Below are 26,418 nucleotides of genomic sequence, written 5' to 3'. Positions count from 1 at the left end.
GTTCCTGATGGATGGTCGGGTAAGCGCCTAGGTGAGAGTGTTCTTGTGATGAGCAGGATCATCGTGCAGGCACGACACTTTTTGCGCGTCCGGGTTCAGCATTGCATGACTGAGTTCATGAAAATAGCCGATCACGTCCTCGCGTACCGCCGCCCGCCAGCGCGCATCTTTCTTCGCCTCCGCTTCGGCATGCCGCAGCACTCCAGCGCGACTGAAGCCGAATTGCCGCTGCAGCTTGCCGAGCGAATAGGTGCGCAGGTCTTCACCGACGAGAACGGGCAGGGGCAGCCCGAACAATGCCGCGAGCGCACCGGAATAATTCCACTTATGCTGTCGCCGGCTGATCATCGTCGCCAGCGCATGTTTGAGTTGTAGCACGCTGACATCCTTCGCGGTGTAGGCCCACATGAGTTCGGCGACCTGCGCCTGATTCCAGCCGGTCAGTTTCATCAGATACACCGTATTCAGCCAGAGCCCACGCGGTTCGTCGTTATCGTCTCCATGTTTCATTGCAGTTATGCCCTGTCAAAAGAATAAACGCCCGCACTGATAGCGAGCGTCACCTGTGCGCAGCATTAAGGGCGAGTTGTTGTTATCGCACAGGAGTCGATACCGGCTTTAACCGGACTTGACCGATTACCCACACCTGATTTTTCTTTGCAGCGAATCCCGACGTGGTGCGCAGGCCTGTGTATCGCGCGCGATCTTCTCGATAGCAGCAAGCGCGGCCACGTTCCCGCCGTGTCGCGCGATCAGTTCGATGTGCATCAGCGCGATATGCGCGGCAAGCGCATAGCGTTCGAGTTCGCTGTCGGACTTCACTATCTTCATTTCCACCACCCTGCTGCAACGTCGCCAACCGATCGTCTGCCCAGCGCGAAACCGCACAGGATCGCGTGTTCCTCAAGTAGCCGGCGCAGCATCGCGCAATTCACCGTGACATCGACCGCTTCGCAGGCGGCGATCGTTTCCATCAGCTGCACGCTGGTCTCATATGAGTCGAGAACGGCGCGGCGCATCCGTGCATCCATATCCTCACCTTTCATATCCCATTCCTCACCCCGACTGCTGCCAGACGATGTGACCGGCAACCTGCCTGCGCGTCATCTGCGCATCGCCGAATTCCGCGCCCGCGCTGCCGATCCATAGCGCCTTGCCAGCCAAGGCATCGTACGGCCACAGCGCGCAGAGAAAATATTTCTGCGGCTTGCGGTACTTGCCGTTCTCGTCCAGCAGCAGATAATCGCCGTGCGCATCGTGCGGCCGGACAGGCTCGACATACTGGCAATCCATCAGCGCGTAGATACTCTCGAGCGAGCCATCGGTCTGGACTTCGCTTACGGTCCGTTCGAACGGATCAATCGGGATGGCTTTCATGTCTGATCGGCCGGGGTGACTACGGCTGGTAGTACTCGCGCGACGGATCGCCGTCATGACGCCGCCGCCCGCTCTGCGGATGACGCCACCAGTCTGACGGCTCGCCTGTGCCATCCCATGCGAGTAGCGCATTGGTAGCGCTTTCACGATCGCGGTAATAAAAAGCATTGTCATGTCCGCCCTCGAACAGGTCCGTGCAGATCGCATACAGCCACGGGTTCACTTCCATCAGACAGGCGATACGGCCGTTATCGAAGCGGCGCACCGGCGCGAGGTAGCCGCGTGCGAGCAGGTCGTCGTCGGAGGCGGGCGTGATCGGATGCTCCTGCGCGATCAGGCGCACGACTGCCTCGACCGCGCTCGATGCCCCGATGGATTCGAAGCGTTCGAAGCGGCAGGCATCGTCGATGATGACCTGATCCCATACGCCGTCCGAGTCGCGATAGATTACGCGGTCGCCCGACAGCAGCGCGCCCACGCGCACCAGATCGGCGATCACGTTTTCGATATCGTTGGTCACGCTCCTGTGACCGGGCTGGTTCAGGTCAGCGACTGCAACCATGTCCGGGCTCAGACGATTGAAGGCATAGGATGCCCGCGTCGCGTTCATGGCTGGATGTCGCCGAGGGGCGTAATCGTGATGTCGAAGAACTGATCCGCAGTAGTCGCGCTATCGAACTGGCCTGCAAGCTGCCGGAGCAGCGTGCTGACCACCTTTGGATCGACTGCGCCATTGCGCCCTACGCTAGCCATGCCATGACCGTGGACCCCGCCAATCACGACGGTGACGACAGAGGCTGCGCCGGTCGCGGCCAGGAATGCCCGCGATTCTCGCCCGTATTTTGGATCGCTCATATCCGTTCTCGCTCGTGTATTGGGGTTAGTAATGGATACCGCTGGCGCTGCGCATCGCGTTCAGTGCCGCACGCCTGTGGCCAGCCATTCGGTCAACCAGCGCGTGAGCGCTGACACGCTGCCTTTCACGCGCTCGAAAGGCACATGCAGATGCTTCGCTGAAGCCTCGACATCGTGGCCAATAAAGTCGGTCATCGCCAGCACGACATCGGCGCTCGACCCCTTCGTCAGCATGCCCGCGCCGCCGTGGCCGCCGCCGCCAGTTCTCTGCGCCTTCACGAACACGAAGTCGATGGCGCCATCGAATGCGGCCGCCACGTCCTGTCCCTGCTGGTTGATCAGACCGACCACACACACGCGGGGAAGGCGCGTACGCGTCGGCGGTGCGACCTTCGGATGCGCGACATGGGCGGATGCTGTGCCCGGCTGTATCGCGTGATTCTGGAACGCGATAGTGACCGCGCCGACCAGCTGCCGCAGGCATTCATCGACGGTTGTCGCGAGCATCGGGATAACGTGCTCGGCGACCGCGCGCACGATCGACGGATCGACTGTCGGCGACCGGTTGGCCACGGGCTGTGCTCCAGCTTCCGCCGTTTCGGTGGACACCGGCGGCACATAGTCCGCTGACGATCCGTCTGCAACCGGTTTTTCCCGAAGTGGCGGGGCAGGCTCTATCGCGCGAGGATAACGACGCGGCGGGTCTTCGATAGTTGCATTAGTAACGGTCGCGGGAAGCAGCTTCTCGACGTTCTTATGCTGCTTGAACTTCCGCCACCGGTTGGGTTCGAGCATTTCCTGCTGGGCGCGGCGCGCCGCAATGTGCTTCGGCATGCGCGGTGTTTCGGCCAGCAGCTGCTGGGCGCGCTCGATCACAAGTCGTCGCTCGTCAGCTGTCCATTTGACGCGGCGGATGGCGGGCTTCTGTGGGTTCGCCGCGGCCGGTCCAGACGTCCTGAGGCGAGGTATATCAGTGGGCATATAAAGAGCAGTAGTTGGCATGACTACACTCGCTCCTTCTCAGTATTTGGGTCACGGTAACTTCAGGCATAATTTGCGTGTCGCGAAGTTAAAGCCTGGACTTCACGAAACATAAGAGCGCAGATTAATAATCCTGTCTACACCCGATTTTGTAACCAACGGAAAATAATATGCGTTATGAATCAGGACCGACTATCGGCGCGCGGATCGCGGCCGCCCGAGAGCGTCGCGAAATCTCCCAGTCCGCCCTTGCGCGCGCAGTCGGTGTTACGCCGACCGCCATCAGCAAACTCGAATCGGGTGAGACGCAGATGCTGCGCGCCGATCACCTGCTGCGCATCGCAGCCGAACTCGGCGCCGATCCGGTTGCGCTCGTCTTTGGCGAGAACAGCAGCGAATACCAGCGCATCGCGGGCTCGTGGCCCGATGCAAGGTCGGCCACGTTCGTCGGTCTGAAGCCGCGCGACCGTAGGCTGCTATCACGGCTGATCGAAACATTTATCGAGCACTGCACCAAGACCGGATGACGCCAGCGGCGATTGCAGACTGTCGGTCTGCCAGTCGTCGGGGCGCGACGTGGTGCGCGCATTGGTTCGCTTGGCGAAAGTGTTGACCGCCGAGGACTGCTCCGGCCAAATCGAAAAATGCGCCCTGAACGCACGGCTAAGCATTACAGGCTGCGAAAATGCTCCTAAAATCACCTCCGATCAACCTAAAGCGGGAAGTGAAATGGCGGCTCGAGGCAGACCACGCAGGCATAAAGTTCTAAGTGTAGTGTTCGACACGAACGCCATCTTCCATAAGGGGTTTGACGCGATCATCAGTCAAGCTGCGAAGAATTTGATAGCTCGACATTCGAATCACGGCGACCTGCGGATCCGGTGGGTGATTCCTGACGTTGTGCGCAGCGAGCGCGAATTCCAGATGCGAAATGAGTATCGCGATATCAGTTCACATGTGATTAAGGCGGAGAGTCTGTTTGGGCAACGATGGGGGATCACGCAGCAAGCCGTCGATGAGCGGATCGCGGCGCGGATTGAAGAAGAACTTGCGGCGCAAGGTCTGGAAGTAGTGCCCTGCAGTATTACGGATGTTGATTGGGCCGAAGTCATTCGTCGGTCTTGCTTTCGTGAGGCGCCGTTTCAGCGCGGCGCTACTGAGAAGGGATTCCGAGACGCGGTTCTTTGCGAGACTTTTATCCAAATGACCTCGGACCTTGTTGGGGGCGATACGGCGGTTCTTGTCTCCAACGATGGTCTTGTGAGGAGTTATATCGAATCTCGCAATATTCCGACGAATAGGGCACGTGTCGTGGACGATCTCAAAGCGTTGGACGACGAGATTCAGTTGCGCGTCGCGAACATCGACGAAGGCACTCAGGCCCTCATCGAGCGACTCGCGCAGCAGCTGTTCTATCCCTGGGACAACCAGGACCAGCGACGATCGCTATGGAAAAGAGAACAACTGTACGACAAGATCATGGCTCAGCACGGTGAGCGACTGCGTCAGGCACCTCTGGGCTTCGAGTACGTATTGGTGAGGCAAGAACTTTCGAACGCGCGGCTTGTGTCGAAAGACGGATCTCGCGTCCATTTCGAATCAAATTACGTGGTGGAGTCCGCGTTCCGGTACTGGGTTCCAGCGCCAAACCCGTCCCTAGAAGCGTCGAAATGGCAGCTCGCATCGCTCATGTCGAGAAACGTAAAGGTGCCGCAGTCTTCGACGACGGAGACAGTACCCCTGCGAACGACGGCGGTTCTACAGAAGCAACTCGCGCCCACGGGCCTTATGGATTTGTTCCCTGGCGGAGAATGGAAGCAAGTTCCCAAAGACTCGAAGGACACGATCGTGATTCGCTGGAGTGCGACATTCTCGCGTTCTGGAAGACTTACGCACGCAACGATCGATGAAATTGACTTCGTTCCTGCCTGAGGGTAAGCATCACCCCATTCAGCCACGTCGCCATCACGTTTTCCTTTCTGTTCTTTGGGCGAAATAGACTTGTTGAAGCATAGGCGCGCGCGCGACGACCCGCCAGTGCCGTAGACCGCATTAATTCTGTTACCGTTGCGACATCAAATGTGTGATCACGTAATCAGACAACCCAGAGGGTCTTTGGGATCCTGCCGCTCGGTTTAATTGGGGGCCGGTTTAAGAACGGCTGAAAGGTTAGAGTAAGTCGTCGTACCGAGCGGCTGCTCGCCATGGCGGATTCAACCTGCCGTTGCGCCCCTAACGACGCGAACGACGGCAATGGGTCGAATTCTGACCGACGCGGCCGGCTCGACGAGGCCCCGTCGCCTCCTCACGCAATCGGGCGGTAGTCGGCCATGAAGCGTCGTTCACCTCGTGCGTAGATCCGACATTCGCGTGTTGGCGTCGCATCACTCGCGTTGCTGCCAAGATCTGTTGCATGGCGCCACATTTCCGGCCAACATAACAGGCGTTGCGGCTTGCTGGGAGGCAACAAGATGGCAACGCGCATTGTCGGGCTGGTGGCGGTCGGGGTCGACAAAGTCGGCCTATTTGGAAAGCTCGATGGTGCGGCCTCGGGCGCAGCGAAGCTTGCCGGTTGGCTGCGCGGGCAATCGACCTTTGGCGTTACCGCCAAGATCAAGGAACTGACAGACGCTTCAGGCTGCAGGGTTTCGGCTCGTGACGTACAGGACGCCGTCAGATGCCTGATCGAGACCGGCGACCTAGATCTCCTCATCCTTTATTTCGCGGGGCACGGAATTGTCAAGTCGGGAGGCGACGAGCAAGTGCTTCTCACGGACGTCGAGCACTATAAGGACGAGGCGATTGCCATCGCGCCCACCGTGGCGAACGCCTGGCACTCGACGGTTCCTCATCTAGTCGTCATCTGCGATTCCTGCCGCAACGCGGTCGATCCCTTCGGTCCACTCGGCACCGTCGCCGGAAAGCCAGCGCTGGATCGACGGGCGGTCGTTGGCGCTCGCAGGTCGAAGGTAGACGTGTTCTATGCCACCGAGCCGTCAACAACCGCGAAGGAGCTCCGAGGAGAGGGATTCTTCACCAACGTGCTGCTCGATGCGCTCAACCGGCCGCCAGAGGATGTATGCGAAGAGTGGCCGTGGCTTGTGCCGGGCCAGCCCGTGATTACGGCCTGGAGCTTGGAGGACTACCTTGGGGCCGAGGTCCCCCTCAGGGCTGCACAACAGACGCCACCGTTCTCCCAGACTCCCGACGGATTCGTCACGTCGCGAGTTCCGCAGTTCATTGGCTATGTGGTGCCCGAGCCTTCGTCCCTCGGAACATGGTGGACTCCGGACCTCGACAGGGTGGCAGACAGATTCCGGATGGGCGACAGACCAAAGCGACGGCCGATTCCGATCGACCGCGAAGTGGCAACGCGGGCCGCGCGTGAGCGCAACCTTGCCATCGACGAAGTTGCGGCGATGGTGACTGGGCATTTTCCGGCGCCCGATCCCCTATCGCGCGACTTTCCCCTCGACGAGGTTGCGGCGATGGTGACTGTGAATTTCCCGGTGCCCAATGCCGCGATCGGCGCTGGGCTTGCCGCGTATCTCGAGAACTACATCGGTAAATATGGCAGGGCAGCCTTCGAGACGCGAACAGGCTACAGCGTCTTGGGCGGGGCCGTCGAGAAAGTGCTTCTGTCGGGAGGAAGTGCCGGCGAACTTGCGAACGCCGAGGGCGAGCCCTCGGTGGATGTCCGGCTCTACCCGCCGCCCTACTCGAGCCCTCCGCGCGAGCAGCGCGGGTCAGTGGCCCTCTTCTTCAAGGGCGGCACCGTGTGCATCCTCCCGATACTGCCTGGATATGTCGGTACGCTGCACCTCATCGACGGACGAGTCACCGCTGTATCGTTCGAGGTGTCCGAGCAACTTCGGCAAGATCTGGGCGATACGTATGCGGAACGGCAGTTCCTCTCCGAGCGGCGCGCTTTGGCTGCGGCGCTCTCGTTCTCAGGAAAGCTCCAACGGCTGGCGCAAAATGAAGGGCGGTTGCTCGCCGACTACATACGCCAGAGCAAGCGAGCGGATCCCGCGCTTGGCATCTACGCTGCATATGCCTACGCGCTATCTGGTAATGACGACGGCTCGCGTTCCGTCTTCGACTGGATGAAGGGCTATGGCTCTCTAGACCTGCACAACATGCTGCCCCCTGCGCCGGTGCCCTTCGACGTGGCTATGCTTGCCGGCGTGCTTTCTCGTGAAACGGCTCTCGGCAGTCCGGGCTTTGCGCCCTTTCTGCCGATGATGACACTCGGCTGGAGTCTAATGGAATCGTATGTGAATGCCGATTCGCTGCACCCCACGATTATCGACGCCGGTAAGCACCGGCTAAACGCCGAGTGGACGACGTTTCGCTACCGTGATGTACATCCCATGCTCGACGCATTTGAGCGAGGAGAGTTGAAATGAAGGTAGTTTTCGTACATGGCAGGGCTCAAGAGAACAAGGACGCAGCGGATCTCGCAGACTCATGGAAACGAGCAGCCGTCAACGGCTTTGCCGCCGCCGGACTACCGCCCCTCGCGCAGCTCGACGTGGCACTGCCCTATTACGGCGACCTGCTGTTTAATCTCACAGAAGAGGAGGGGCGCGAGGCCTTCAGAACTCTCGTCGACCGCGGCGCCGAAGCCTCTGCGCCCTCAGCCGAGGAGCAGCAGTTCACGCAAGACCTCGTGTTCGAGATTGCTCAAAGAAAGGGCATATCGCTTGAGTCAATCGCTCTCGAGGCGAAAGAGCCGATTGTCGATCGAGCAGTGCAGAACTGGAAAGCTGTGCTCGCCGCCCTCAGATTGCTGGACCGCGTTCCGGGTGTAGGCCAAACCTCAATCGAGCTCTTTACCCGCGATGTCTGGTACTACCTCACCAGGAAGGGCGTGCGGCTGCAGGTCAATGCCGCAGTCGACGGGGCGATTCCGCGCGACCAGCCGTGTGTCATCGTGTCCCATTCCCTCGGAACCATCGTCGCCTACAATTTATTGATAAATAGGCCGCAACGGGCGAACGTCAAGGCGTTCATCACGATCGGTTCACCACTTGGAATCAAGGCCATCTACTCTCGCCTTCCATCCGACGTCGGACCGCGCAGGGCACCCGAAGGCGTGGATCTCTGGTTCAATGCCCGTGACCCGGAGGATGCGATCGCCCTCTATGAGATTTCGCCTGAAGTCTATAAGGGCGCGCCCGTAGTGCGGAACTACAGCGGAGCCCAGAACACCAGCGACAACCAGCACGGCATCGTGGAGTACCTTGGCGATAAGGTCATCTCCCAGACGATATACACCGCGGTTCGGTAGCCTCGTGCCCGACCGCAGGTAAGCACTGATCTTCTGTTCTCGGGCGGTCCATCCGTGGCGTGGACTGTCAGCTTTCGGGGGGCGAATTCTGACCGACGCGCCCGGCTCGACCATGTCCCCGTCGCCGCGTCACGCATCGGGCCGTGGTCGGCCACCTTCAGTCATTCGTTGTAGCCGCCGCCAAGACGTTCGAATGGCTGTTCCTCTCTAGAACTGGACGCCGGATTGAGCATACCTGCGTCCACCCACTGCTTCCCTCTGACTTCGGACGAGGATTCGCTAAAAGCGGCCATCCGGATACGTTTTGCGAAAGCTATACAACATCGGGACTAAAAGTGCGCAGAACACTGAGAACATTGAGCTAAAATGCCGATCCGGGGGCGCGAGTGCGCCGTAGGAGAATAATTAGACATGTCCCAGCCTCGCTCGAACTTTGCGCATCTGGCGCGCGTGCAGGAAGACCTGGCCATTCTCGGGGCAGCTGCCGAGCGGTACTTCGTCGACGATCCCAATACGAGTTTGCTCAAGCTGCGCCAGTTCGGCGAGGCGATGGCGCAGCAAGTCGCGGCGCGCGTGGGCGTCTACGCTCCCGACGAAGACAATCAGGCCGCACTGCTCTCGCGACTCAAAGGCGGCGGCTGGCTCCCGCGCGACACCGCGGATTTGTTTCACTGGCTCCGCAAGGCCGGGAACGAGGCGAACCATCAATTCTCCGGCGATCACCGCGCAGCGCTGCAGGGCCTCAAGGTCGCGACGCAACTCGGGTTCTGGTTCCACCGCACGTTCGTCAATGCGGATTTCAAAGGCGGTGCGTTCATCCCGCCCGATGCACCGGTTGATGAATCCGCCGCACTGAAGGCCGAGCTAGCTGAGCTTCAGAAGAAGTTCCAGGAGCAAGCGGGGCAAGTGCAGACCGCGCAGCAACTGGCCGCGCAAGCCAAGGAAGAAGCGAAGCTCTGGGAATCCCTCGCGATAGACGGGAGCCAGACGGTCGATGCGCTGGAAAACAAGCTTGCGCAGTTGCAGTCAGACGCGGCGGTGCAGCTAGCCGAATTGCAGGCCAAGGCCGCGGAGCAGTCAAAGGAGCAGTTGGTCCAGCTGCAAAAGCAAGCCGACAAGGCCGCGAGCCTGATCCATCTCGACGAGAAGGCCACGCGCGAGCTTATCGACCAGCAACTTCGCGACGCGGGCTGGGAAGCAGACTCGGTTGCGCTGCGCTTCAGCGCGGGCACGCGCCCGGAGCCGAATCGTTACCTCGCCATCGCCGAGTGGCCCACGGCGAGCGGACCCGCGGACTACGCGCTCTTCATCGGCGCGGAATGCTTTGCAATGGTCGAGGCCAAGCGCGGCGCGAAGAACGTAGTCTCGGCAATCGACCAAGCCAAGCGGTATGCGAAGGACGCGCTGGATGAGACGAACGCGCCACTGCTCGCGCAATGGGGCCAGTTTCGCGTCCCGCTCGTGTTCGCGACCAACGGTCGCCCGTTCCAGCAGCAGTTCGCCGAGGTGAGCGGCATCTGGTTTTGTGACCTCCGTCGCCCGACCAATCATCGTAAGACGCTCGATGGCTGGTGGACGCCGGGTGGCGTGCGCGAGTTGCTGAAGCAAGATATCGACGGCGCGCAAGCAAAGCTCGACAGCATGGAGTTCAAGTACGGCTTCCCGCTGCGCGACTATCAACGGCGCGCGATCGTCGCGACCGAGGACGCCGTCAAGGAAGGCAAGCAGAGCATCTTGCTCGCGATGGCGACGGGGACAGGGAAGACGAAGACTTGCATTGCGCTCGTGTACCGACTGCTCAAGGCCCAACGCTTCCGGCGCATTCTGTTCCTCGTCGATCGGTCTGCGCTCGGGGAGCAGGCCGCGAATGCGTTCAAGGAAACGCAGATGGAGTCGCTCCAGCGCTTCGCTGATGTGTTCGGGATCAAAGAGATTGACGACCAGCAGCCCGAGGCTGATACGAAGGTGCATATCGCGACTGTGCAGGGTCTCGTCCAGCGAGTACTTTACTCGGACGATGGCGGCTTGCCAGTCGATTCCTATGACTGCATCGTTGTCGATGAATGCCATCGAGGTTATCTGCTCGATCGCGAGATGAGCGATGTGGAGGTACAGTTTCGGGATCAGGGCGATTACATCTCGAAGTACCGGCGCGTGCTCGATCACTTCGACGCGGTGAAGATTGGGCTTACCGCGACTCCCGCGCTGCATACGACCGAAATCTTCGGCCTGCCCGTTTTCGTTTACTCGTACCGAGAGGCCGTGCTCGACGGGCACCTCATCGACCACGATCCCGCGCTGCGCATCCGCACCAGCCTGAGTGACAGCGGCATTCACTACAAACCGGGCGCGCAGGTGCAGTTCTACAACGCGGGCACGCAACAGATGGACCTGTTCCAGACGCCCGATGAATTGAACTTCGATGTCGGGCACTTCAACCGCAAGGTCATTACTGAGTCGTTCAACAAGACGGTTTGCGAGGCGCTCGCGGACTATCTGAATCCCGCAGGGCCAGACAAGACGCTGATCTTCTGTGCGACCGACGTGCATGCGGATATGGTTGTGCGGCTGCTGAAAGAAGCGTTCGAAGCCAAGGGTATCGAGGTCGAAGACGACGCGGTGCTGAAAATCACTGGCGGGGCAGACAAACCCCTGCAACTTATCCGGCGCTATCGCAACGAGGCACTTCCAGTGATTGCAGTGACAGTTGATCTGCTCACGACTGGCATCGACGTGCCGTCGATTAGCAACCTCGTTTTCTTGCGCCGAGTGAATAGCCGGATTCTGTACGAACAGATGCTCGGGCGCGCGACGCGCCGATGCGACGAGATCGATAAAGAAGTCTTCCGCATCTTCGATGCGGTAGACCTGTATGCAAATCTCGAAGCCGTGAACAGCATGAAACCCGTTGTGCAGAATCCGAACATCGGGTTCGCGCAGCTGGCGAAAGAAATCGCCCACCATGCTGACGAGCCCATTGCGGAGCGCGCCCGGGAGCAGTTGCTCGCCAAGTGGCAGCGCAAAACGCGCCATCTCACCGACGCACAGACCAACGCGCTCAAACACGCCGGGTGCGATCCGCAAGACTTCGCGCAGTTCATTAGAACCACCGACATCAAGAAGCTTGGTGAATGGTGGGCGGACAACCTAGGCCTCGGCGAGACTCTCGATCGCAAACGCGAGGCGCCAGCGGACCCGCTCGTGATATCTTCGCACGAGGATTCGCTCGTTGACGTATCCCCGGTTTATGGTCGGCCAGAGGATTATCTCGAACGATTCGCGCGGTTCGTGAAGGAAAACAGCAACACCTTGCCCGCGCTAATGGCCGTGGTGCAGCGTCCGCGCGAACTGACGCGCCGGGATCTGCGGGAGCTTGTGGTCGCGCTTGATCGCGCGGGCTTCAACGAAAACTCGCTCACGCATGCGTGGGCGCAGAAATCGAATCACGAAATCGCGGCGCGTGTGCTGGGCTTTGTGCGGCAGGCCGCGCTTGGCGACGCGCTCATCCCGTTCGACCAGCGTGTAGACGCTGCCGTGCATCGCGTGATTCACGACCGCAAACTACCTCCAATGCAGCAAGACTGGCTCAAGCGCATCGCAAAGCAGATCAAAGCCAACATCGTCCTCGATGATGTTTCCATCAACGAAGGCCCTTTCGGACAGCAGGGCGGCTTCAAGCGCCTGAACCAAATTTTCGAGCAGCAACTCCCCGAAGTGCTGGCAGATATGAATGAAGCCATCTGGCAGCGAGCCGCTGCCAACTAAAGAGACTTAATTGATGAGCAATATCACTACCGACATTGTCGCGAAACTGTGGAACCTGTGTAACGTCCTGCGCGACGATGGAGTGACGTACCATGAGTATGTGACCGAGCTGACTTACTTGCTGTTCCTCAAAATGGCCAAGGAGACAGGCACCGAGGACAAGCTACCGGAAGGGTATCGCTGGGACGACCTAGAAAGCAAGGCTGCGCCAGAGCGGCTCGAAGCCTACAAGGTCATGCTCATCCATCTCGGCACGCACGGCTCACTTATCACGAAGGAGATCTTCGCCGCAGCGCGGTCCTTCATCGACAAACCCACAACGCTAACCGCGCTCATCACCGCGATCGACACCATCGACTGGTACTCAGCGAAAACCGAAGGTCTCGGCGATCTGTACGAAGGGCTGCTGGAAAAGAACGCTAACGAGAAGAAGTCTGGCGCTGGCCAGTACTTCACTCCGCGCGTGCTCATCGATAGCATCGTGGATGTGATGCAGCCGAAGCTGGGTGAGGTGATCCAAGATCCTGCTGCGGGTACAGGCGGATTTCTCATTGCGGCGAATCACTTCATTCGCGAACACAACGATATCGAGGCGCTTTCAGAGGCGGCCTATAAAAAGTATCGTCTTCAATTTCACGGTATGGAAATCGTCCAGGCGGCGCATCGCCTCGGCCTGATGAATTTGATGCTGCATGATCTGGACTCGGACGAAGCCAGCGGCATCCGTTATGGCGACACGCTCTCAAGCGAAGGCCAGCAAATGCCAAAGGCGGATTTGATCCTGACTAACCCTCCCTTTGGGACGAAGAAAGGCGGCGGCCTACCGACGCGCGACGACTTCACGTTTCCGACGAGCAACAAGCAACTCGCGTTCTTGCAGCATATCTATCGCGCGCTTAAACCGGGCGGGCGCGCTGCGGTGGTACTGCCCGATAACGTGCTCTTCGAGTCAAACGTCGGTGCGGACATCCGGCGCGACTTGATGGACAAGTGCAACCTGCACACGATCCTGCGCCTGCCGACCGGCATCTTCTACGCACAAGGCGTAAAGACCAACGTTCTCTTTTTCACCCGCGGTAAGACCGAGAAAGGAAATACGGCCGGCGTGTGGATATATGACCTCCGCGTGAACGTGCCGCAGTTTGGTAAGCGCACGCCGCTGACTCGCGCGCATTTCGCCGAGTTTGAGGACGCCTATGGCAGCGCGCCGAATGGTAGCGCGGCACGGATCGACACTGGCGAGGAAGGACGGTTCCGATACTTCTCGCGCGAAGACATCGCCAAGCGTGGCGATAGCCTCGATATCGCGTGGCTCAAGGATGAGAGCGATGGTGCTGACGGGGAGATCGAGAAGCCCGAGGTGCTGGCGCAAGAAGCAATCGACCAGCTCGAGGGCGCGCTCGATGAGCTGCGGGCTTTGATGGATGAATTGGGCGTGGAGGCTGCAGTAGAATGAGTTCGCTTCCTGAAGGATGGATCTTCGTCAACCCTCTGGACGCTGCGCTCCCGGTTCGAGGCCTTACATACAAGAAGGAACTGGCGATCAGCGAGAAGCGCCATGGATACACAGTCGTTTTGCGCGCCAACAACATCAAAGAGGACAAGTTAGTCTTCGATGACGTTCTTTATTTGCCCGACGAGATCATTCAGAGTCAACAACTGTTGAGGTTGAACGATATCCTAATAGCGATGTCGAGCGGGAGCATTTCAGTAGTTGGGAAGAGCGCGCAAGTTACGAATGAAACGAACGCTTCGTTCGGTGCGTTCTGTGGTGTTTTACGACCCAATCCTCAAATCGATCCGAGATATCTAGGTCTCTTTCTGAGATCTTCAGCGTATCGCTCAGCCATCTCTACCATGGCCAGAGGGGTCAATATTAACAACTTGAAATGGTCTCATTTTGAGAGCATTTTGTTCCCGTTGGCCCCGTTAGCAGAACAAAAGCGCATCGCCGATAAGCTCGACGCCGTACTGGCGCGAGTGGATGCAGCGCGCGAGAGGCTGGAGCGCGTCTCAGCAGTGCTAAAGCAGTTTCGCCGGACGGTGTTGGCCGCAGCCACAGCCGGGAAGCTGCAGAGCGAGTCGCAAATGAGTGATGATTCAAGGGATGGCTGGATAACTACCGAATTGGGATCCGTCGCAGAAGTTGGAACGGGCTCCACTCCGCTGCGCTCCAACGAGTCGTTCTATACATCTGAAGGCACGCCTTGGGTCACAAGTTCCGCGACCTCGCAACGAGCAGTCACGCGGGCAGATGAATTCGTGACTGCCGATGCAATAAAGGCACATCGACTGAAAGTCTACCCTATCGGCACACTGCTAGTTGCGATGTATGGAGAAGGCAAGACCCGAGGTCAAGTTACGGAACTGGCAATTCCTGCGACCATCAATCAAGCCTGCGCTGCTGTGCGAGTCAATGAGAAGAAAGCCGATCGACGATATGTTAGGTTAGTTTTGGAGGCTAACTACTTTGCAATGCGTGAGCTGGCTGAAGGTGGAAACCAGCCGAACCTTAATCTCTCCAAGATTAAGAGTTTCCCTTTGCTTCTCCCACCACTCGTGGAACAGGAAAACATCATCTGCCGTGTCGAAGCTCTCTTCGCCATCGCCAACAAGATTCAAGCCCAGTATGAGCGCGCTGTCGAGCGTCTCGACAAGCTCACGCCCGCGCTCTTGGCAAAAGCCTTCCGCGGTGAACTCGTCCCACAAGACCCCAACGACGAGACCGCGGAGAAGTTGCTTGAACGGCTGAAGGCACAGACTGACTTGCTCGCGTCAGCCGGAAAGCGGGCGAAGCGATCAGCGAAAGTTGTAGTCGACTAAACGCCTCGATGATGCTGCATGACGTTCGATAACCTCCCGTCGCTGCGGCTCTCCAGATCCACAACCGTGCGTGTCGGTTCGATTACGGCGTTTGATGCTGGCATAGTTCAATTGCAGCAGGGGCGCCGATTCCTTGATGAGTATGTGACGACAATCGACGCATGGCTGCATGCTTGCACTTTAAACGGACAGGATGGACTCTGATCTGCCGACGGAGCAGACGTGCCAATGACCGTTGCACTTTGGGAAGGGACGGCCGGGCGTTTCACTGTTGAGCGGCGGAGATGGGTCGGCTCATGCCTTTTGCATCGCGTTCGCGGCCAAGATGAACGTCGCGCTCGGTCGTCGGGCGCTGATCGGCCACAACCGGCCGTTCGACAACGGCACCTGAATCGTTGACAATCGCTGCAAGTCACTATCCGAATATTTCTGACGGGGTTGCTCGACCGGCGACAGCGTCGTGCCAGGTGACGGATTTATTGAAGACGCCTTACTGGACCAAACAGAGTTCATGGAAGACCTCACGTATACCGCAGTCGATCGTGTGTGGCTCGATGGATTGCAGTTTTGCCGCGAAGCGTACCGCCTTTTTGAGCGACTGTTGGCGGAGCCGGATGGCGTGAAGAGATTGCGGCTTCGCATACAACCCTTTGAACGGAAACTGATCACGGAAATATTGCCGTTGGCGCACTACCTTAAAAGCATGTATTCGCTGGGGCGATATATTGAGGTCTGCTGGCACAGTGGCAACCAACCTTTCGATGCAGAGTTTCGGCAACGCGGCGAGTTTGTCGAGCAGCGTGGATTGCCGAAAGCCGGTTTCTTTGAAATCACGACAGCACAACATCCGAATGATCACCTTGCGCGCGAACGCCTTGAGACAGAGGGCTTCCTATTCAGCGTGCATCACCTGAAGGCCACTGCAACGAAGCGTAACCCGCACCGGAAGATAGTGTCAGAGCCAGTCGTATTCTCAAACGGCAGCTTCATTGACGACATGGCGGGCTTCATTCTTGACGAGATCGCGACGAAGGCGGCAAAGGGATATCCGCCTGGCTATACGCTGATCGTCCAGTGTTCGTTGAACCACCTATATCTCCCCGATGAGTGGACCACACTCGTCGGAAAAGTCCGTCAAAGTCTCCCCGAAAGCACCTTCGGCGAGATTTGGATGTGCGACGGCGACAGGCCAGACGACAGAAAAGCGATTTTTAACTCAAGCCCATAAATTCCGGTATGCCTCCGTCAGTATCATCTGATCTCAGTGAAAGGGTCTATCTTATGGATAGAAGCTGGTAGTTTCGGGTGATAGGATGGCGCCCGAGCATATTTTTTCGTCAAATATAAAACAAAAGGAAATTCAGATGAGGCCAGAAGATAGCGCGCGACAATTCGAACAGGTTGTGGCTGAACTGTTCGTTAAACTAGGGTTTGAGAAGGTTGAAAGTAACGTAAGTCTACCGGGTCACCGACGGGAGGTCGACATTCGGTTTCAGGAAGACAGCGAGCTCACCGTGGTCGAGGTTAAAAAATACCGATACGCGTCTCCGCCACCCCCAGAGGTCTTCTTGCGCGCACTGCATCAGATTTCCCTCATAGAAAATGAGACCAGGGCGAAGACCTCCATGCTTGTAATGTCATGTCCTCTGATTCCTCGACTAAAAGATGTCTTTGAGCGATTCGCTAACCCTAAGTTAGTGATCTGGGACGCAGATCAGCTCCTTGAAAGAGCCTCGCCCTTTCCTGACCTGCGCAAACAATTAGAAAACTTGTTGGAAGTGCCTGTTTCAAACGTCGCGCAGTTCTTGACCGGCGCCGACGCGTCAAGCGAAAAAGGCTCGGAATCGAAACAGCCCAAGGGCGAAAAGTTGGCACAAGCATTACAGGCCGTTGTTCCAGGCAGGGAACAGGCGAGCATTTTTGAAGAGAGATGTATCGAGGCCCTGAAGTACATTTTTGAGACTGATCTTGTTGGTTGGCATGAACAACTTGAAACCGAAGATGGTTTACATCGTCGCGATTTGGTGTGTCGAATTAAGGGCGAGTCAGAGGTCTGGGCGTTGATGCTTAACGATCTGAAAAGTCGGTATGTAATTTTTGAATTTAAGAATTACAGTAAGCCAATCACCCAAAACGAGGTCGTTACGACCGAACGATACTTGTATCCGTCGGCTCTCCGGACTGTCGCTATCATTATTTCGCCCCAAGGGGCGGCGCCATCGGCATCGAAGGTGAGTCAAGGCGCTATGAGAGAACATGGGAAACTGATCTTATCCCTTAAAGTCAGTGAGGTGTGTTCTCTTCTTACCGGAAAGGATCAAGGTTCGGACCCAAATACGTTTCTATTCGATCAGGTCGATGAATTCCTAATGAACCTTGGACGGTGAACTCTGCTAGCCGTATCCTGAACGTCCGCAGCGGACGCGAGTGTCCCACGTGGGTCGCGTGCCGCCGATCGTCGTCAGGCAGTGACCGGCCAGTTTCGGCCGTTCTACGTAGCCACATAGATCGTTGACAAAAAGACCTTTCGGACGTATGTGATCTTCCGGCAAAGATATTTACTGAGGAACCGTTGTTAAGATTAGTTGTTTGGCTGAGTAGCGGGCGTTAAGAAGCGCCTCTACCAATTTACCTCCCACTTCGTGATATCCTCCGAGCCTTGCGAGTTTGAGTCCGACTGGCCGACAGAGCGGTGCAACCTGGCGACAGTGTTATGGTCGAGGTGCTCGCCACGTCGGTAAGAGAAGTAACTGCGGCCGTCAGTCGGTTTACCGCATAAATTAATTCTACAATCTGGGTAGCGAAGTCGATTTCGGCGACTTTTGTTTTATTCGCTGATTCTTTGTTTTCTACCAAGATCTTCAGCAACGATCCGATGTTGAGAAGATCGTCGAATTCCTGAGCTTCTATGCGCAAGGCTGGCAGCCGCTCGGACCTGAGTGTGACGTCTATGGTCATATAAGGAATTTGGAGCTGAGGAGACTTTGTGTGCTCGACCTTGACATCGAGTATCTGGGAGGCATCAAACCAGTCGAGACAATCCTTTTTGCACACAGCAAACCGTTCGTTCTTCACATCGACGGCGACGCCGCCCCATCCCCTGACGTAAACGTTGCTTCGTGGGAATTCCTTTCCAATCAAGCGAAAGAACCGCTTGCGTTGGCTGACGCGCCTTACAAGGTAGATTACGAGCCAGAGAACAAGTGATGCAACGATTGCGAAAAAAAACTGGTCGTTCATTGCAACCCCTTGGCACTTATCGGAAGCCCATCGTAATCCGATATGCGCGGCAGCGCGCATAAGATTAGCTTTATTAAGGGAACGGCTGTATAACGCGCGGATCCAGAGATTGCGATCGCAACGAAGACAACTTGACGAGTGCTATTTCTGCGCGAGTGTAGTGGAGCCAAATGGCGGCCTAAACGGCCGCATATCGGTTTGCACATTGTCGGGTCATGTGCTGCCGCTGCCGTCAGGCAGGGATCGGCCAACTTCTGCCGGTCGACTCGGACCGACAGATCGTCTGCAAGCGGCGGACAAACCTGCGCTAGCCTTGATCCCATTGCACAAACCCGTCCGCGTCGCCGCGACAGACCTATTGCAGTGCCTAGCCGAAAAATATAACCCCGAGGCCAATGAAAAAATGTCAGACGTAAGCGCGTGGGGCCGGCCTTGGGACGGCCCCCAAATAGATATTAGTCGTCTTCGTCGTCGGGCTCTGCTGCTGTAGCTTGGAAGGCTTTACCTTGCGTTATTTCCAGCCCGTCTCGATACAGCATCGGAACCTTCCAACTGGTCTTGATTTCTTCTAGGAAACCGACTTCGATTAGCGATCGAATAGCCGCTGTCAATCCTTCGCCATCCAGACCCAAAACTCCGGAAAGGCTTTCTAAGTTCTGCTCCGCCTTGGCACGACGGAATTTTCGAATTAAAGCGGCGGTTTCTGCACCTGCCTCAGCAAGCAGCGTATCTTCAACGCGTTGAGCACTCAACCTTTCCAGCGCTTTCTTGATGGCGTCTGAAGTGATTACTGGATCACTGCTAAATTCCCTCGCTGCACGACCATCGGCGCGAAGCTGTTCCTCGCGTGCCATTTGCGCGAGGTCGATCAGATTTCGTGGGGGCTTAATTTCATTGCCATCCCTTATTCTGGTCATCATCCAATTTAATGTGGTCGGCTTGCGTTCGGCCGCATCCACTTTCGCTGGGAATATTTTGTAGAAAAGCCCCTCGTCATCTAATTCGCTTGCCGAAAGAGCATTTGTAACTTCGCTATTGTCGCGAATTCGTCTGCAAAGAAGATTGAGAAGATCTCGCTCATCCCACGTAATTTCCACTTTTTGTGCATTTATGTGCGTGAGGTTTACAAATCCATCTCCAATAATTCGCCGAAACAAATCTCTCCGGACAAATAATTTCAGACGGAAATGCGAAAACACGAACAGATCCAGATAAGTCCTTAACAGGGCTCGCAATGCAGGGATTTCAACATCGGGAAATCCCTGGAACGCCTCGTCCAATCGATCTATTGCAATCCACGCGGAATAGCCGAACTCGCCAAGACATTTATCGAGCAGGCGAAGAGCATCTTCATGAGAGATCTCCTTGGTCTTCTTGTTGGCTTCGGAATCAAAAAATTTCACGCGCGGCGTAAGTATTGGTATGCCGGATTCAGAAAACGTGACTTCAAGCTCCGCAGATTTTGGTCTGAAAAAAGATTGAAGTGCGTTCGTGATCTTGCTGAAAATTGTCTCGGCGTTATCGTCTTTTGACCTGAGATCAGTTTCTTCAAGCATTGTTGCCAGCGATTTGAAGTTCTCGGAATAGTCGTCACCGGCTATACCGAGTAACCAGTTCCCCACCAACGAGAAAATATAGGCTTTCCAAACGCTGACATATTGACCTTCGCTTAGGACTGGCTCGCGAACCAATCGTTGAAATACGGGACTACCCGCAGGATTAAACCCGGCAATAACCTCGATGCCTTTTAGTTCGGGGATTGAGCCATATCTTTTCTGCAGAATTCGATATAGCGCGGTCTTTCCAGTCCCTTTGTCACCTGCAATGATGTCCTTCTTGCCATTAATCAAGACATGAAACGCCTCGTTCTCTACAAAATATTTTTCGAGAGACTGGTCAAATTCGGCAACTGAGTTGCCCAGATCGAGTTTGCGAAGAACGTCTTTCATCAACATGAAGATTAATCCCCATCAAAGGTTGTCTCATCGCCAGTGGCGCTGCTGAGTATCGTACCAGCGCGGCTTCCGAACCGCAGAGAAGCATTCGTGGACACCGTGATGTGAGTCGGCCGTTCGCAAATAGCAGGGAAGCCTTACCTGCAACCGTGGGTGTAACGGCTTAACGAACGACCGCTTTGTAGAGATGCGACCGACTCTTGCGGGTCGACTTGCGACGATCATCCGCTGCGTGCCGGCAAGCGGTTCTCAATTCAGCTATCGGTCCCGGTTCGGCCCAGCTGCCGCCGTTCAAGGACGTTAGTGACTGTCAGCTTACCTGTACAGTACATCGAGGAGCGACGGCGGTATCATAGGGTCGTCTCAAAAGGGAGTGGGCCATGTGCTACTCGGCGCAGATCGAAGCGGACTACAAGAAATTCGTGCGAGAGTTCGGCGCCCGGATCAGCTTGCGGGAGTTCGCGGAACTCTACTGGGCGCGCGCGAACGGGAGCAAGGTGAAGATCCCGAAGGCCATGGACGCGGCGTTCGACGATCCGCAGGAAGAGGAACAGCGCGAGATCAAGGCGGCGATCGACCGGTTCAACGCAGAGCAGGCTACGGCGCTCGAACAGGAGCTATTCAGGCAGCGATCGCGGCTCGCGGACGCTGAGCGGACGCTCCAGACCAGGACGACCAAGGCCGCTACCGAGAGCAAGCGCATTGCCGCAGGCAAGATCGACGCGACAATCCGCCGACTCGACGATCTCCGGCGTGTCGAGCCGAAGGACCGCGACTCGCGAATCTTTCCCGGCACCTACGCGCCGGTGATGGTCATGGAGGAAGGCCACCGGGTGATCAAACCCATGCGCTACCAGTGCCGGCCGGCTGGCAAACCGAAGTTCTACGACAGCAAATATCCCGGCACCTACAACGCGCGCCGGGACAACCTCGAGGGCTTCTGGAAGGAGCTATTCGGCTACTCACACGGCCTGATGGTCGTCAGCGCGTTCTACGAGAACGTCAGCCGCGCCAAGATGGAAGGGCGCGATCTGCAGGACGGCGAGCAGGATGAAAACGTGGTGCTGGAATTCCGGCCGAACACGGGCGGCCAGATGCTGGTCGCCTGTCTGTGGTCACACTGGAAGGCACCTGGCGAGGCGGATCTGCTGTCGTTCGCGGCGATCACGGACGAACCGCAGGCGGAGATTGCCTCGGCTGGCCACGACCGCTGTATCGTGCCTATCAAGCCAGAGAATATCGATGCTTGGCTAAATCCGGATCCGGCGAATCTGACGGCGCTTCACGCGATTCTGGATGATCGATATCGACCGTACTACGAGCACCGGATGGCGGCCTGACCGGTCGCCGTGCGAGTGAACGTCTTTGCTAACCAACTAAGCGCGCTAGGCCGGACAGCTGCCGCTCTGACAGTTTGACGCTGCTCCTACTCCCTAAGCCGAACGTCATCTACTCATCCAGAACCGGACTGCCGGAAAGTGTGACTGGCCGGCCGAAGTGCGTCGACTTGCAACGATCATCCGCTGCGGGCCGGCAAGCGGTTCTCAATTCAGCTATCGGTCCGGGTTCGGCCCCTCGAGCATGACTCAGAATGCCGCGCGACTGGTGATTTACGTTTTCGCGCGTTTTTATGCTTGACACTGCGTTTCCGTCCGCTATAGTGAGAATACGTTTAAACGAGGAGTTTTAAGAATGGAAACGCAAATATCCGTCCCTATTCAGACGCAGCAGTTCATCGCCCTAACAGACTTCCTCCGTAGCAACGGAGATAGTCGTGACCCTGTCCTCGTGGTCGCAGAGGCCATCGACTACTGGATGGACAACGCAAGCTGGAAATCGGAGCTGCTGGGAAAGAGCGTCACCCGTGGCTACCAGTGGAAGGAACTCTTCCTGCAAGACGGCACGGAAGTGCGCATGCAATACAAGGGGCAGTATTACTATGCGAAGGTGGAAGGCGATCAGCTCGTTTACGAGGGGACGCCGATTACCCCAGGAAGCCTCGCCAATACCATCGCGAGCAGTAGTCGCAATGCGTGGCGCGACCTATGGATAAAGCGGCCAAGCGATCCGGAATGGCGACTGGCAGACGATTGCCGCAGCTTGGCTGTGGGCGCCTTATTTACTGGCGGCGACCGTGCTTGACCGAAGGCCGCAGGCGGGCGAGCGCTCCCTGTGGCTTTTCTCTTCGACCGCGGACGAACGCCGATCAGGACCGACCACACCCGCAGTCGCGAATCCGTTCGGCGTTGGTGCTCTGGCGGTGATAATTACCCTTATCCGCGCATTTTGCGCGGTGACTCCTATTCCTTTCCAGTGCAAGCACAAAAGTCAATGAATAATTTCGAGCGTCCAACCGTTGACGAGCACTTTACATACAAACTGCGTCGTCACTTGATTAATCTCATGTGTTTCGATAGCGGCGACGAGGCTCGCAAAGCCAACAATGGCAAACCACTCATTTACAACTTTAGCGCATTCGTCGTCGAGCTTGGAGGGGACTGGTTAGCAGTCACTGCAGGCCACATATTCGACGACCTAAAGAAGGCGATCTCGAAGGGAGGAAGGATTTCCAATTGGCAAATCGATGATTCTTCGGTAACGGATAAGCCAGCGACGCCATACCCGTTTCATCTTGACATCGATTCGGTGTTATATCTGCACGACGACGTGCCCGGGATGGATTATGCGACCTTTCCTCTCGACGCGCTGACCGTAATGGCGCTTAAAAATGAAGGTATCGTTCCGGTAACGCATGATCTGTGGGACGGTGACGATTTTCGGCAATATCCTCACTGGATACTCATCGGTACTCCCTATATGCCTGAACTGCTACACGGGAAGTCCGTGTACGAAAAATATATCATGGCGATTCAACTTGTCCAGCGGGATACGGCGCCAGATGGTATTGAGCAAAAGGAATATCGGTGTTTATTCGCGGACTTGGACTGGGATTCAGTTGATGGCGATAATAAGCCCGCAACCGTTGATGGCATGAGCGGCGGTCCCATTTTTGCGTTGAACGTCGTCAATACAAGTGACTACTCGTATAAGCTTATTGGCGTTCAGAGCGCGCGCAACGACAGTGGGTCCGTTGCATTTTGCGCTATGCCGCCCTTCTTGCGAGCCCTCCAAAGTGCTGCTCTTAAACTTCAGACACGTAGCGCAGGAGAGGAATCGCAATAGTGATACGCCACAAACACATCGCATTTCCCGTCGCGAGCCTTCGATGTCGGCGGAGCGAATGACCGAAGCGTCGCTTACTTGCCTGGTCAAGGCCGGTAACTGAACGTCGAGGATGGCCGATGACGTCACGGCCAGGGCACTGTATTGACCGTAGCACAACATCAAGGGACGCTCGGCCCACCGAGTGTCGGACGGCCGGGATGGGTCGTCTGCTGAAGTTCGCCAGTTGACCTGATGCAGCGAGCATCGACGAGCCGAACTTCCGGGTTCGGCCAGGGCAGCCGTTCGACATCCTTCTCCGAATCGTCGACAGTTTTCCCGTCGGCGCTCCGATTTGCTCATCTGCACGTTACTGTCCGCTCCAAGCACCGGAGTAAAGGTCATAGACCGTAAAGTGTCGTAGCACGTCTCTAACCCTTTCCTGCCCGACAGTGTCAAGCAATCGAGTCGGGATAGAAATCCCGACATGCTCTCTGCCGATCGGGAATATTTCAGCACCACCGCCAAGCAGGTCAAGCCTGCGCTCCACATCACTCAGGGTGATTCCGCGAGTTATCAGTTGAAGGCTCATGATCGCTTCACCCGAACCTTCGCGACGTCCGCGAGCGCTTGTTCCAAGCGAGTTTCCAGTTCGACCATGACCCTTTGGCCGCGCACGTCGTAGTGCACGACAAACGTTGCGGGCAGAGGCACGTGTTGTCGGCCAAAGTGAATGCGTCCCCGAACGAATGCAATGCTTAGATTCAGCGCCTCTTCTGTCTCCACATAGTGATTGGCGATCAGGATATGCTCGGCGGCATCGGTCGCAGAAAACTCTGGGGTAAACATTATTTTTGATCCAAGACTTCACAGACTGTTGAACGGCTGCTTTCGCGAAAAACCTTCGCATGTTCTCGGCGGGCAATTCGTGCGTCTCGCGTCCGTCAAGCAGAGCAGGGATGCCAATGGGCAAATTTGCAATTTACCCAACCTGTTGGGATGAAATTGCCGCCAAACACAAACTGTAGGCGTGAATATAGGCCAGACCAACTTTGTCATCCAGCCGCAAAACTATCGCGCCAGTCGCACTACTCTGGCGCCCTACGACGCTTGTCGCGTAAGGCTTTGCGGGGTCTGTGTTAAAATATATACTTTCGTAGTCAACGAGCAAGCTGGTCGAGAAGTACGACGTCGACGCGAGCGGCAAGTCGGCGGGGGGCGGCGAGTATCCGCTGCAGGACGGCTTCGGCTGGACCAATGGCGTGCTGCGCGTGCTGATGCAGCTCTATCCGGATGCGGTGAGTTCGACGAAGCCGGCCGATCTGCCTGGCGGTGTGGTGGGGGTGTCGGATGCGGCGGCATCGGCGGCGGCCGCGCCGCAGACGTCGCACAGCACGTCGCCCGCGGGCCACTAGATGCAAAGAGGCGCGCAGCCAGGCCCGCGCGTTCCGAAGAGGTAGTAGCGATACCAGGATGATGGGTTGACTGCCTGGCGGCGGCGCAGCCCGTTACGATGCTTTGGATAGCTCGAACAGACCCTCGTCACCCTGGAAAGCCTCGAAGATGAATCGCAAGCTCGACGTACCATCGGCCGAACCGGTGCCGCCGCAGGCGCAGGCCACGGCGACAGCCAAGGCCGCCCCGCCGGCCGGCGATGAAGCCGCCGCGCATTGGCAGCGCAATCTGTGCGTGTGCGTGTTCGGCTCGTTCACGACCATCGTCGCGATGACGCTGCTGCTGCCGTTCCTGCCGCTCTATGTCGAGCAGCTCGGCGTAAAGGATCATGCGGCGATCGTGCAGTGGTCCGGCGCCGCGTTCGGCGCGACCTTCTTCAGCGCCGCGCTCGTCGCGCCCCTGTGGGGCAAGCTCGCGGACCTCTACGGCCGCAAGCTGATGCTGATCCGCTCGAGCCTCGGCATGGCGGTCGCGATGTCGCTGATCGGCATGGCGCACTCGGCGTGGCAGCTGGTCGCGTTGCGGCTGCTCGCCGGCTTGCTCGGCGGCTATGCGTCGGGCTCGATGATCCTCGTCGCGACGCAGACGCCGAAGGCGCGTTCGGGCTGGGCGCTCGGCGTGCTGTCGTCGGGGATCATGGCGGGCAATCTGGTCGGCCCGCTGATCGGCGGCTTCCTGCCGCCGCTGATCGGCATCCGCGCGACCTTTTGGGCCTCGGGCGCGGCGATCTTCGTCGCCTTTCTCGCGACGGCGTTCCTGGTTCGCGAAATGCCGGTTCGCAAGCGCGCGGACAGCGCGCCGAAGCAGGGCGCGTGGGCCTCGGTGGACGACAAGCGGCCGGCCATCGCGATGCTTGCCACGGGTCTGCTGCTGATGGTCGCGAATATGTCGATCGAGCCGATCATCACCGTCTACGTCGCCCAGCTCACGAAGCCTCAAAGCGTGACGATGATCGCGGGCTTCGTGATGTCGGGCGCGGCGCTCGGCAGCGTGATCTCGTCGTCGCGTCTGGGCAAGTTCGCCGATCGCGCCGGGCACTGGAATGTGATCGTCGGCTGCCTCGCCGTATCGGCGGTGTTGCTCGTTCCGCAGGCGTTCGTCACCGCGAGCTGGCAACTGATCGTGCTGCGTTTCCTGATGGGCATGGCACTGGGCGGCCTGCTGCCGTGCATCGCGAGCGTGATCCGCCATAACGTGCCGGCGAGCGTGACGGGCGCGATCCTTGGGTACTCGGTGTCGTCGCAATACGCGGGGCAGGTGGCTGGCCCGTTGCTGGGCGGTTTCGTCGGCGGACACGTCGGCATGCGCGCGGTGTTTCTCGGCACCAGCGTGCTGATGGCGCTCGGCGCGCTCGCGAACTGGCGCGTAATGTCGGGCAGGGCACGGGCAGCGGTGGCGCGCTGATACAAGCCACCTCGACGGTCAACGCGTTTGCCATTCCGGCGCAAACACCTTTCCCCTGGGCGACCAGCGCCCGCGTAAACCCCAGCGCGCGTCTAGCCAGAACCCGCT

23 protein-coding genes and 1 pseudogene are annotated in these 26,418 nt (G+C 57.7%); 14 read left to right on the top strand and 10 right to left on the bottom strand.

All coding sequences use genetic code 11. The annotated features are described in order from the left end of the window. Window positions 1-27: 27 nt before the first annotated feature. From HDG37_RS05225 to HDG37_RS05195, 7 genes are all read right to left on the bottom strand, one after another. Complete coding sequence (locus tag HDG37_RS05225; protein ID WP_184044980.1) at window positions 28-450, bottom strand: hypothetical protein; 423 nt, start codon at window positions 448-450, stop codon at window positions 28-30. 186 nt (window positions 451-636) lie between these two features. Further along, complete coding sequence (locus HDG37_RS05220) at window positions 637-831, bottom strand: hypothetical protein (RefSeq protein WP_184044978.1); 195 nt, start codon at window positions 829-831, stop codon at window positions 637-639. Next, window positions 828-974, bottom strand: a complete 147-nt coding sequence (locus HDG37_RS05215; RefSeq protein ID WP_184044977.1) for a hypothetical protein — start codon at window positions 972-974, stop codon at window positions 828-830. The genes HDG37_RS05220 and HDG37_RS05215 overlap by 4 nt, the downstream gene beginning before the upstream one ends. 82 nt (window positions 975-1,056) lie before the next feature. Then, a complete protein-coding gene (locus HDG37_RS05210) occupies window positions 1,057-1,434 on the bottom strand; it encodes a hypothetical protein (RefSeq protein ID WP_184044975.1) in 378 nt (125 codons plus the stop codon). Beyond that, complete coding sequence (locus HDG37_RS05205) at window positions 1,397-1,939, bottom strand: hypothetical protein (RefSeq protein WP_184044973.1); 543 nt, start codon at window positions 1,937-1,939, stop codon at window positions 1,397-1,399. The genes HDG37_RS05210 and HDG37_RS05205 overlap by 38 nt, the downstream gene beginning before the upstream one ends. Window positions 1,940-1,983: 44 nt before the next feature. Then, a complete protein-coding gene (locus HDG37_RS05200; protein ID WP_184044971.1) occupies window positions 1,984-2,232 on the bottom strand; it encodes a hypothetical protein in 249 nt (82 codons plus the stop codon). Window positions 2,233-2,292: 60 nt separating this feature from the next. Then, complete coding sequence (locus HDG37_RS05195) at window positions 2,293-3,108, bottom strand: hypothetical protein (protein ID WP_184044969.1); 816 nt, start codon at window positions 3,106-3,108, stop codon at window positions 2,293-2,295. Between the two features lie 275 nt (window positions 3,109-3,383). Between HDG37_RS05195 and HDG37_RS05190 the strand changes: the two genes are divergently transcribed. The 9 genes from HDG37_RS05190 (at window position 3,384) to HDG37_RS05150 (ending at window position 17,481) form a co-directional block, all read left to right on the top strand. Next, window positions 3,384-3,740, top strand: a complete 357-nt coding sequence (locus HDG37_RS05190) for a helix-turn-helix domain-containing protein (protein WP_184044967.1) — start codon at window positions 3,384-3,386, stop codon at window positions 3,738-3,740. 82 nt (window positions 3,741-3,822) lie between these two features. Continuing rightward, window positions 3,823-5,145 carry a PIN domain-containing protein gene (locus HDG37_RS05185; RefSeq protein ID WP_184044964.1) on the top strand — a complete coding sequence of 441 codons (1,323 nt, stop codon included), beginning with the start codon at window positions 3,823-3,825 and terminating at the stop codon, window positions 5,143-5,145. A gap of 539 nt (window positions 5,146-5,684) precedes the next feature. Beyond that, a complete protein-coding gene (locus HDG37_RS05180) occupies window positions 5,685-7,622 on the top strand; it encodes a caspase family protein (protein ID WP_184044962.1) in 1,938 nt (645 codons plus the stop codon). Further along, window positions 7,619-8,506 (top strand): endopeptidase, encoded by an 888-nt coding sequence (locus HDG37_RS05175; RefSeq protein WP_184044960.1) that lies wholly within the window; start codon window positions 7,619-7,621, stop codon window positions 8,504-8,506. The genes HDG37_RS05180 and HDG37_RS05175 overlap by 4 nt, the downstream gene beginning before the upstream one ends. A gap of 411 nt (window positions 8,507-8,917) precedes the next feature. Beyond that, window positions 8,918-12,271, top strand: coding sequence for a type I restriction-modification system endonuclease (hsdR, locus tag HDG37_RS05170; RefSeq protein WP_184044958.1), 3,354 nt, complete (start codon window positions 8,918-8,920; stop codon window positions 12,269-12,271). Between the two features lie 13 nt (window positions 12,272-12,284). After that, window positions 12,285-13,727, top strand: a complete 1,443-nt coding sequence (locus HDG37_RS05165; RefSeq protein WP_184044956.1) for an N-6 DNA methylase — start codon at window positions 12,285-12,287, stop codon at window positions 13,725-13,727. Beyond that, entirely contained in the window at window positions 13,724-15,094 is a 1,371-nt protein-coding gene (locus tag HDG37_RS05160) for a restriction endonuclease subunit S (protein ID WP_184044954.1), read from the top strand. Before HDG37_RS05165 ends, HDG37_RS05160 begins: the two co-directional genes overlap by 4 nt. Before the next feature lie 511 nt (window positions 15,095-15,605). After that, entirely contained in the window at window positions 15,606-16,322 is a 717-nt protein-coding gene (locus HDG37_RS05155) for a hypothetical protein (protein ID WP_184044952.1), read from the top strand. 136 nt (window positions 16,323-16,458) lie between these two features. After that, a complete protein-coding gene (locus tag HDG37_RS05150; protein ID WP_184044950.1) occupies window positions 16,459-17,481 on the top strand; it encodes a restriction endonuclease in 1,023 nt (340 codons plus the stop codon). 241 nt (window positions 17,482-17,722) lie between these two features. On the opposite strand, the gene HDG37_RS05145 is transcribed toward HDG37_RS05150, so the two are convergent. Next, window positions 17,723-18,334, bottom strand: a complete 612-nt coding sequence (locus tag HDG37_RS05145) for a hypothetical protein (protein WP_184044948.1) — start codon at window positions 18,332-18,334, stop codon at window positions 17,723-17,725. 455 nt (window positions 18,335-18,789) lie between these two features. Then, entirely contained in the window at window positions 18,790-20,289 is a 1,500-nt protein-coding gene (locus HDG37_RS05140; RefSeq protein ID WP_184044946.1) for a P-loop ATPase, Sll1717 family, read from the bottom strand. 380 nt (window positions 20,290-20,669) lie between these two features. Between HDG37_RS05140 and HDG37_RS05135 the strand changes: the two genes are divergently transcribed. The 3 genes from HDG37_RS05135 to HDG37_RS05125 all read left to right on the top strand — a co-directional run bounded on the left by HDG37_RS05135 (window position 20,670) and on the right by HDG37_RS05125 (window position 23,472). Continuing rightward, on the top strand, window positions 20,670-21,629 hold the full coding sequence (locus HDG37_RS05135; RefSeq protein WP_184044944.1) for an SOS response-associated peptidase family protein: 960 nt from the start codon (window positions 20,670-20,672) through the stop codon (window positions 21,627-21,629). 352 nt (window positions 21,630-21,981) lie between these two features. Next, on the top strand, window positions 21,982-22,431 hold the full coding sequence (locus tag HDG37_RS05130; protein WP_184044942.1) for a hypothetical protein: 450 nt from the start codon (window positions 21,982-21,984) through the stop codon (window positions 22,429-22,431). A 189-nt stretch (window positions 22,432-22,620) separates the two neighbouring features. Then, the gene (locus HDG37_RS05125; RefSeq protein ID WP_184044940.1) at window positions 22,621-23,472 is read left to right on the top strand and encodes a hypothetical protein; all 852 of its coding nucleotides are present in this window, start codon (window positions 22,621-22,623) and stop codon (window positions 23,470-23,472) included. Between the two features lie 567 nt (window positions 23,473-24,039). Here HDG37_RS05125 and HDG37_RS05120 read toward each other — a convergent pair. After that, window positions 24,040-24,300 carry a hypothetical protein gene (locus HDG37_RS05120; protein WP_184044938.1) on the bottom strand — a complete coding sequence of 87 codons (261 nt, stop codon included), beginning with the start codon at window positions 24,298-24,300 and terminating at the stop codon, window positions 24,040-24,042. Between the two features lie 314 nt (window positions 24,301-24,614). Between HDG37_RS05120 and HDG37_RS05115 the strand changes: the two are divergent. Together HDG37_RS05115 and HDG37_RS05110 are read left to right on the top strand one after the other, a co-directional pair. Next, window positions 24,615-24,866 (top strand): annotated as a pseudogene (locus HDG37_RS05115) (trehalase family glycosidase); the annotation flags it as partial. Between the two features lie 148 nt (window positions 24,867-25,014). Then, on the top strand, window positions 25,015-26,310 hold the full coding sequence (locus tag HDG37_RS05110) for an MFS transporter (RefSeq protein WP_184044936.1): 1,296 nt from the start codon (window positions 25,015-25,017) through the stop codon (window positions 26,308-26,310). Window positions 26,311-26,418: the final 108 nt, after the last annotated feature.

It is taken from the genome of Paraburkholderia sp. MM5384-R2, assembly GCF_014201025.1.
GTDB classification, from domain to species: domain Bacteria; phylum Pseudomonadota; class Gammaproteobacteria; order Burkholderiales; family Burkholderiaceae; genus Paraburkholderia; species Paraburkholderia tuberum.
This window is presented reverse-complemented; position numbering and strand designations above follow the sequence as displayed.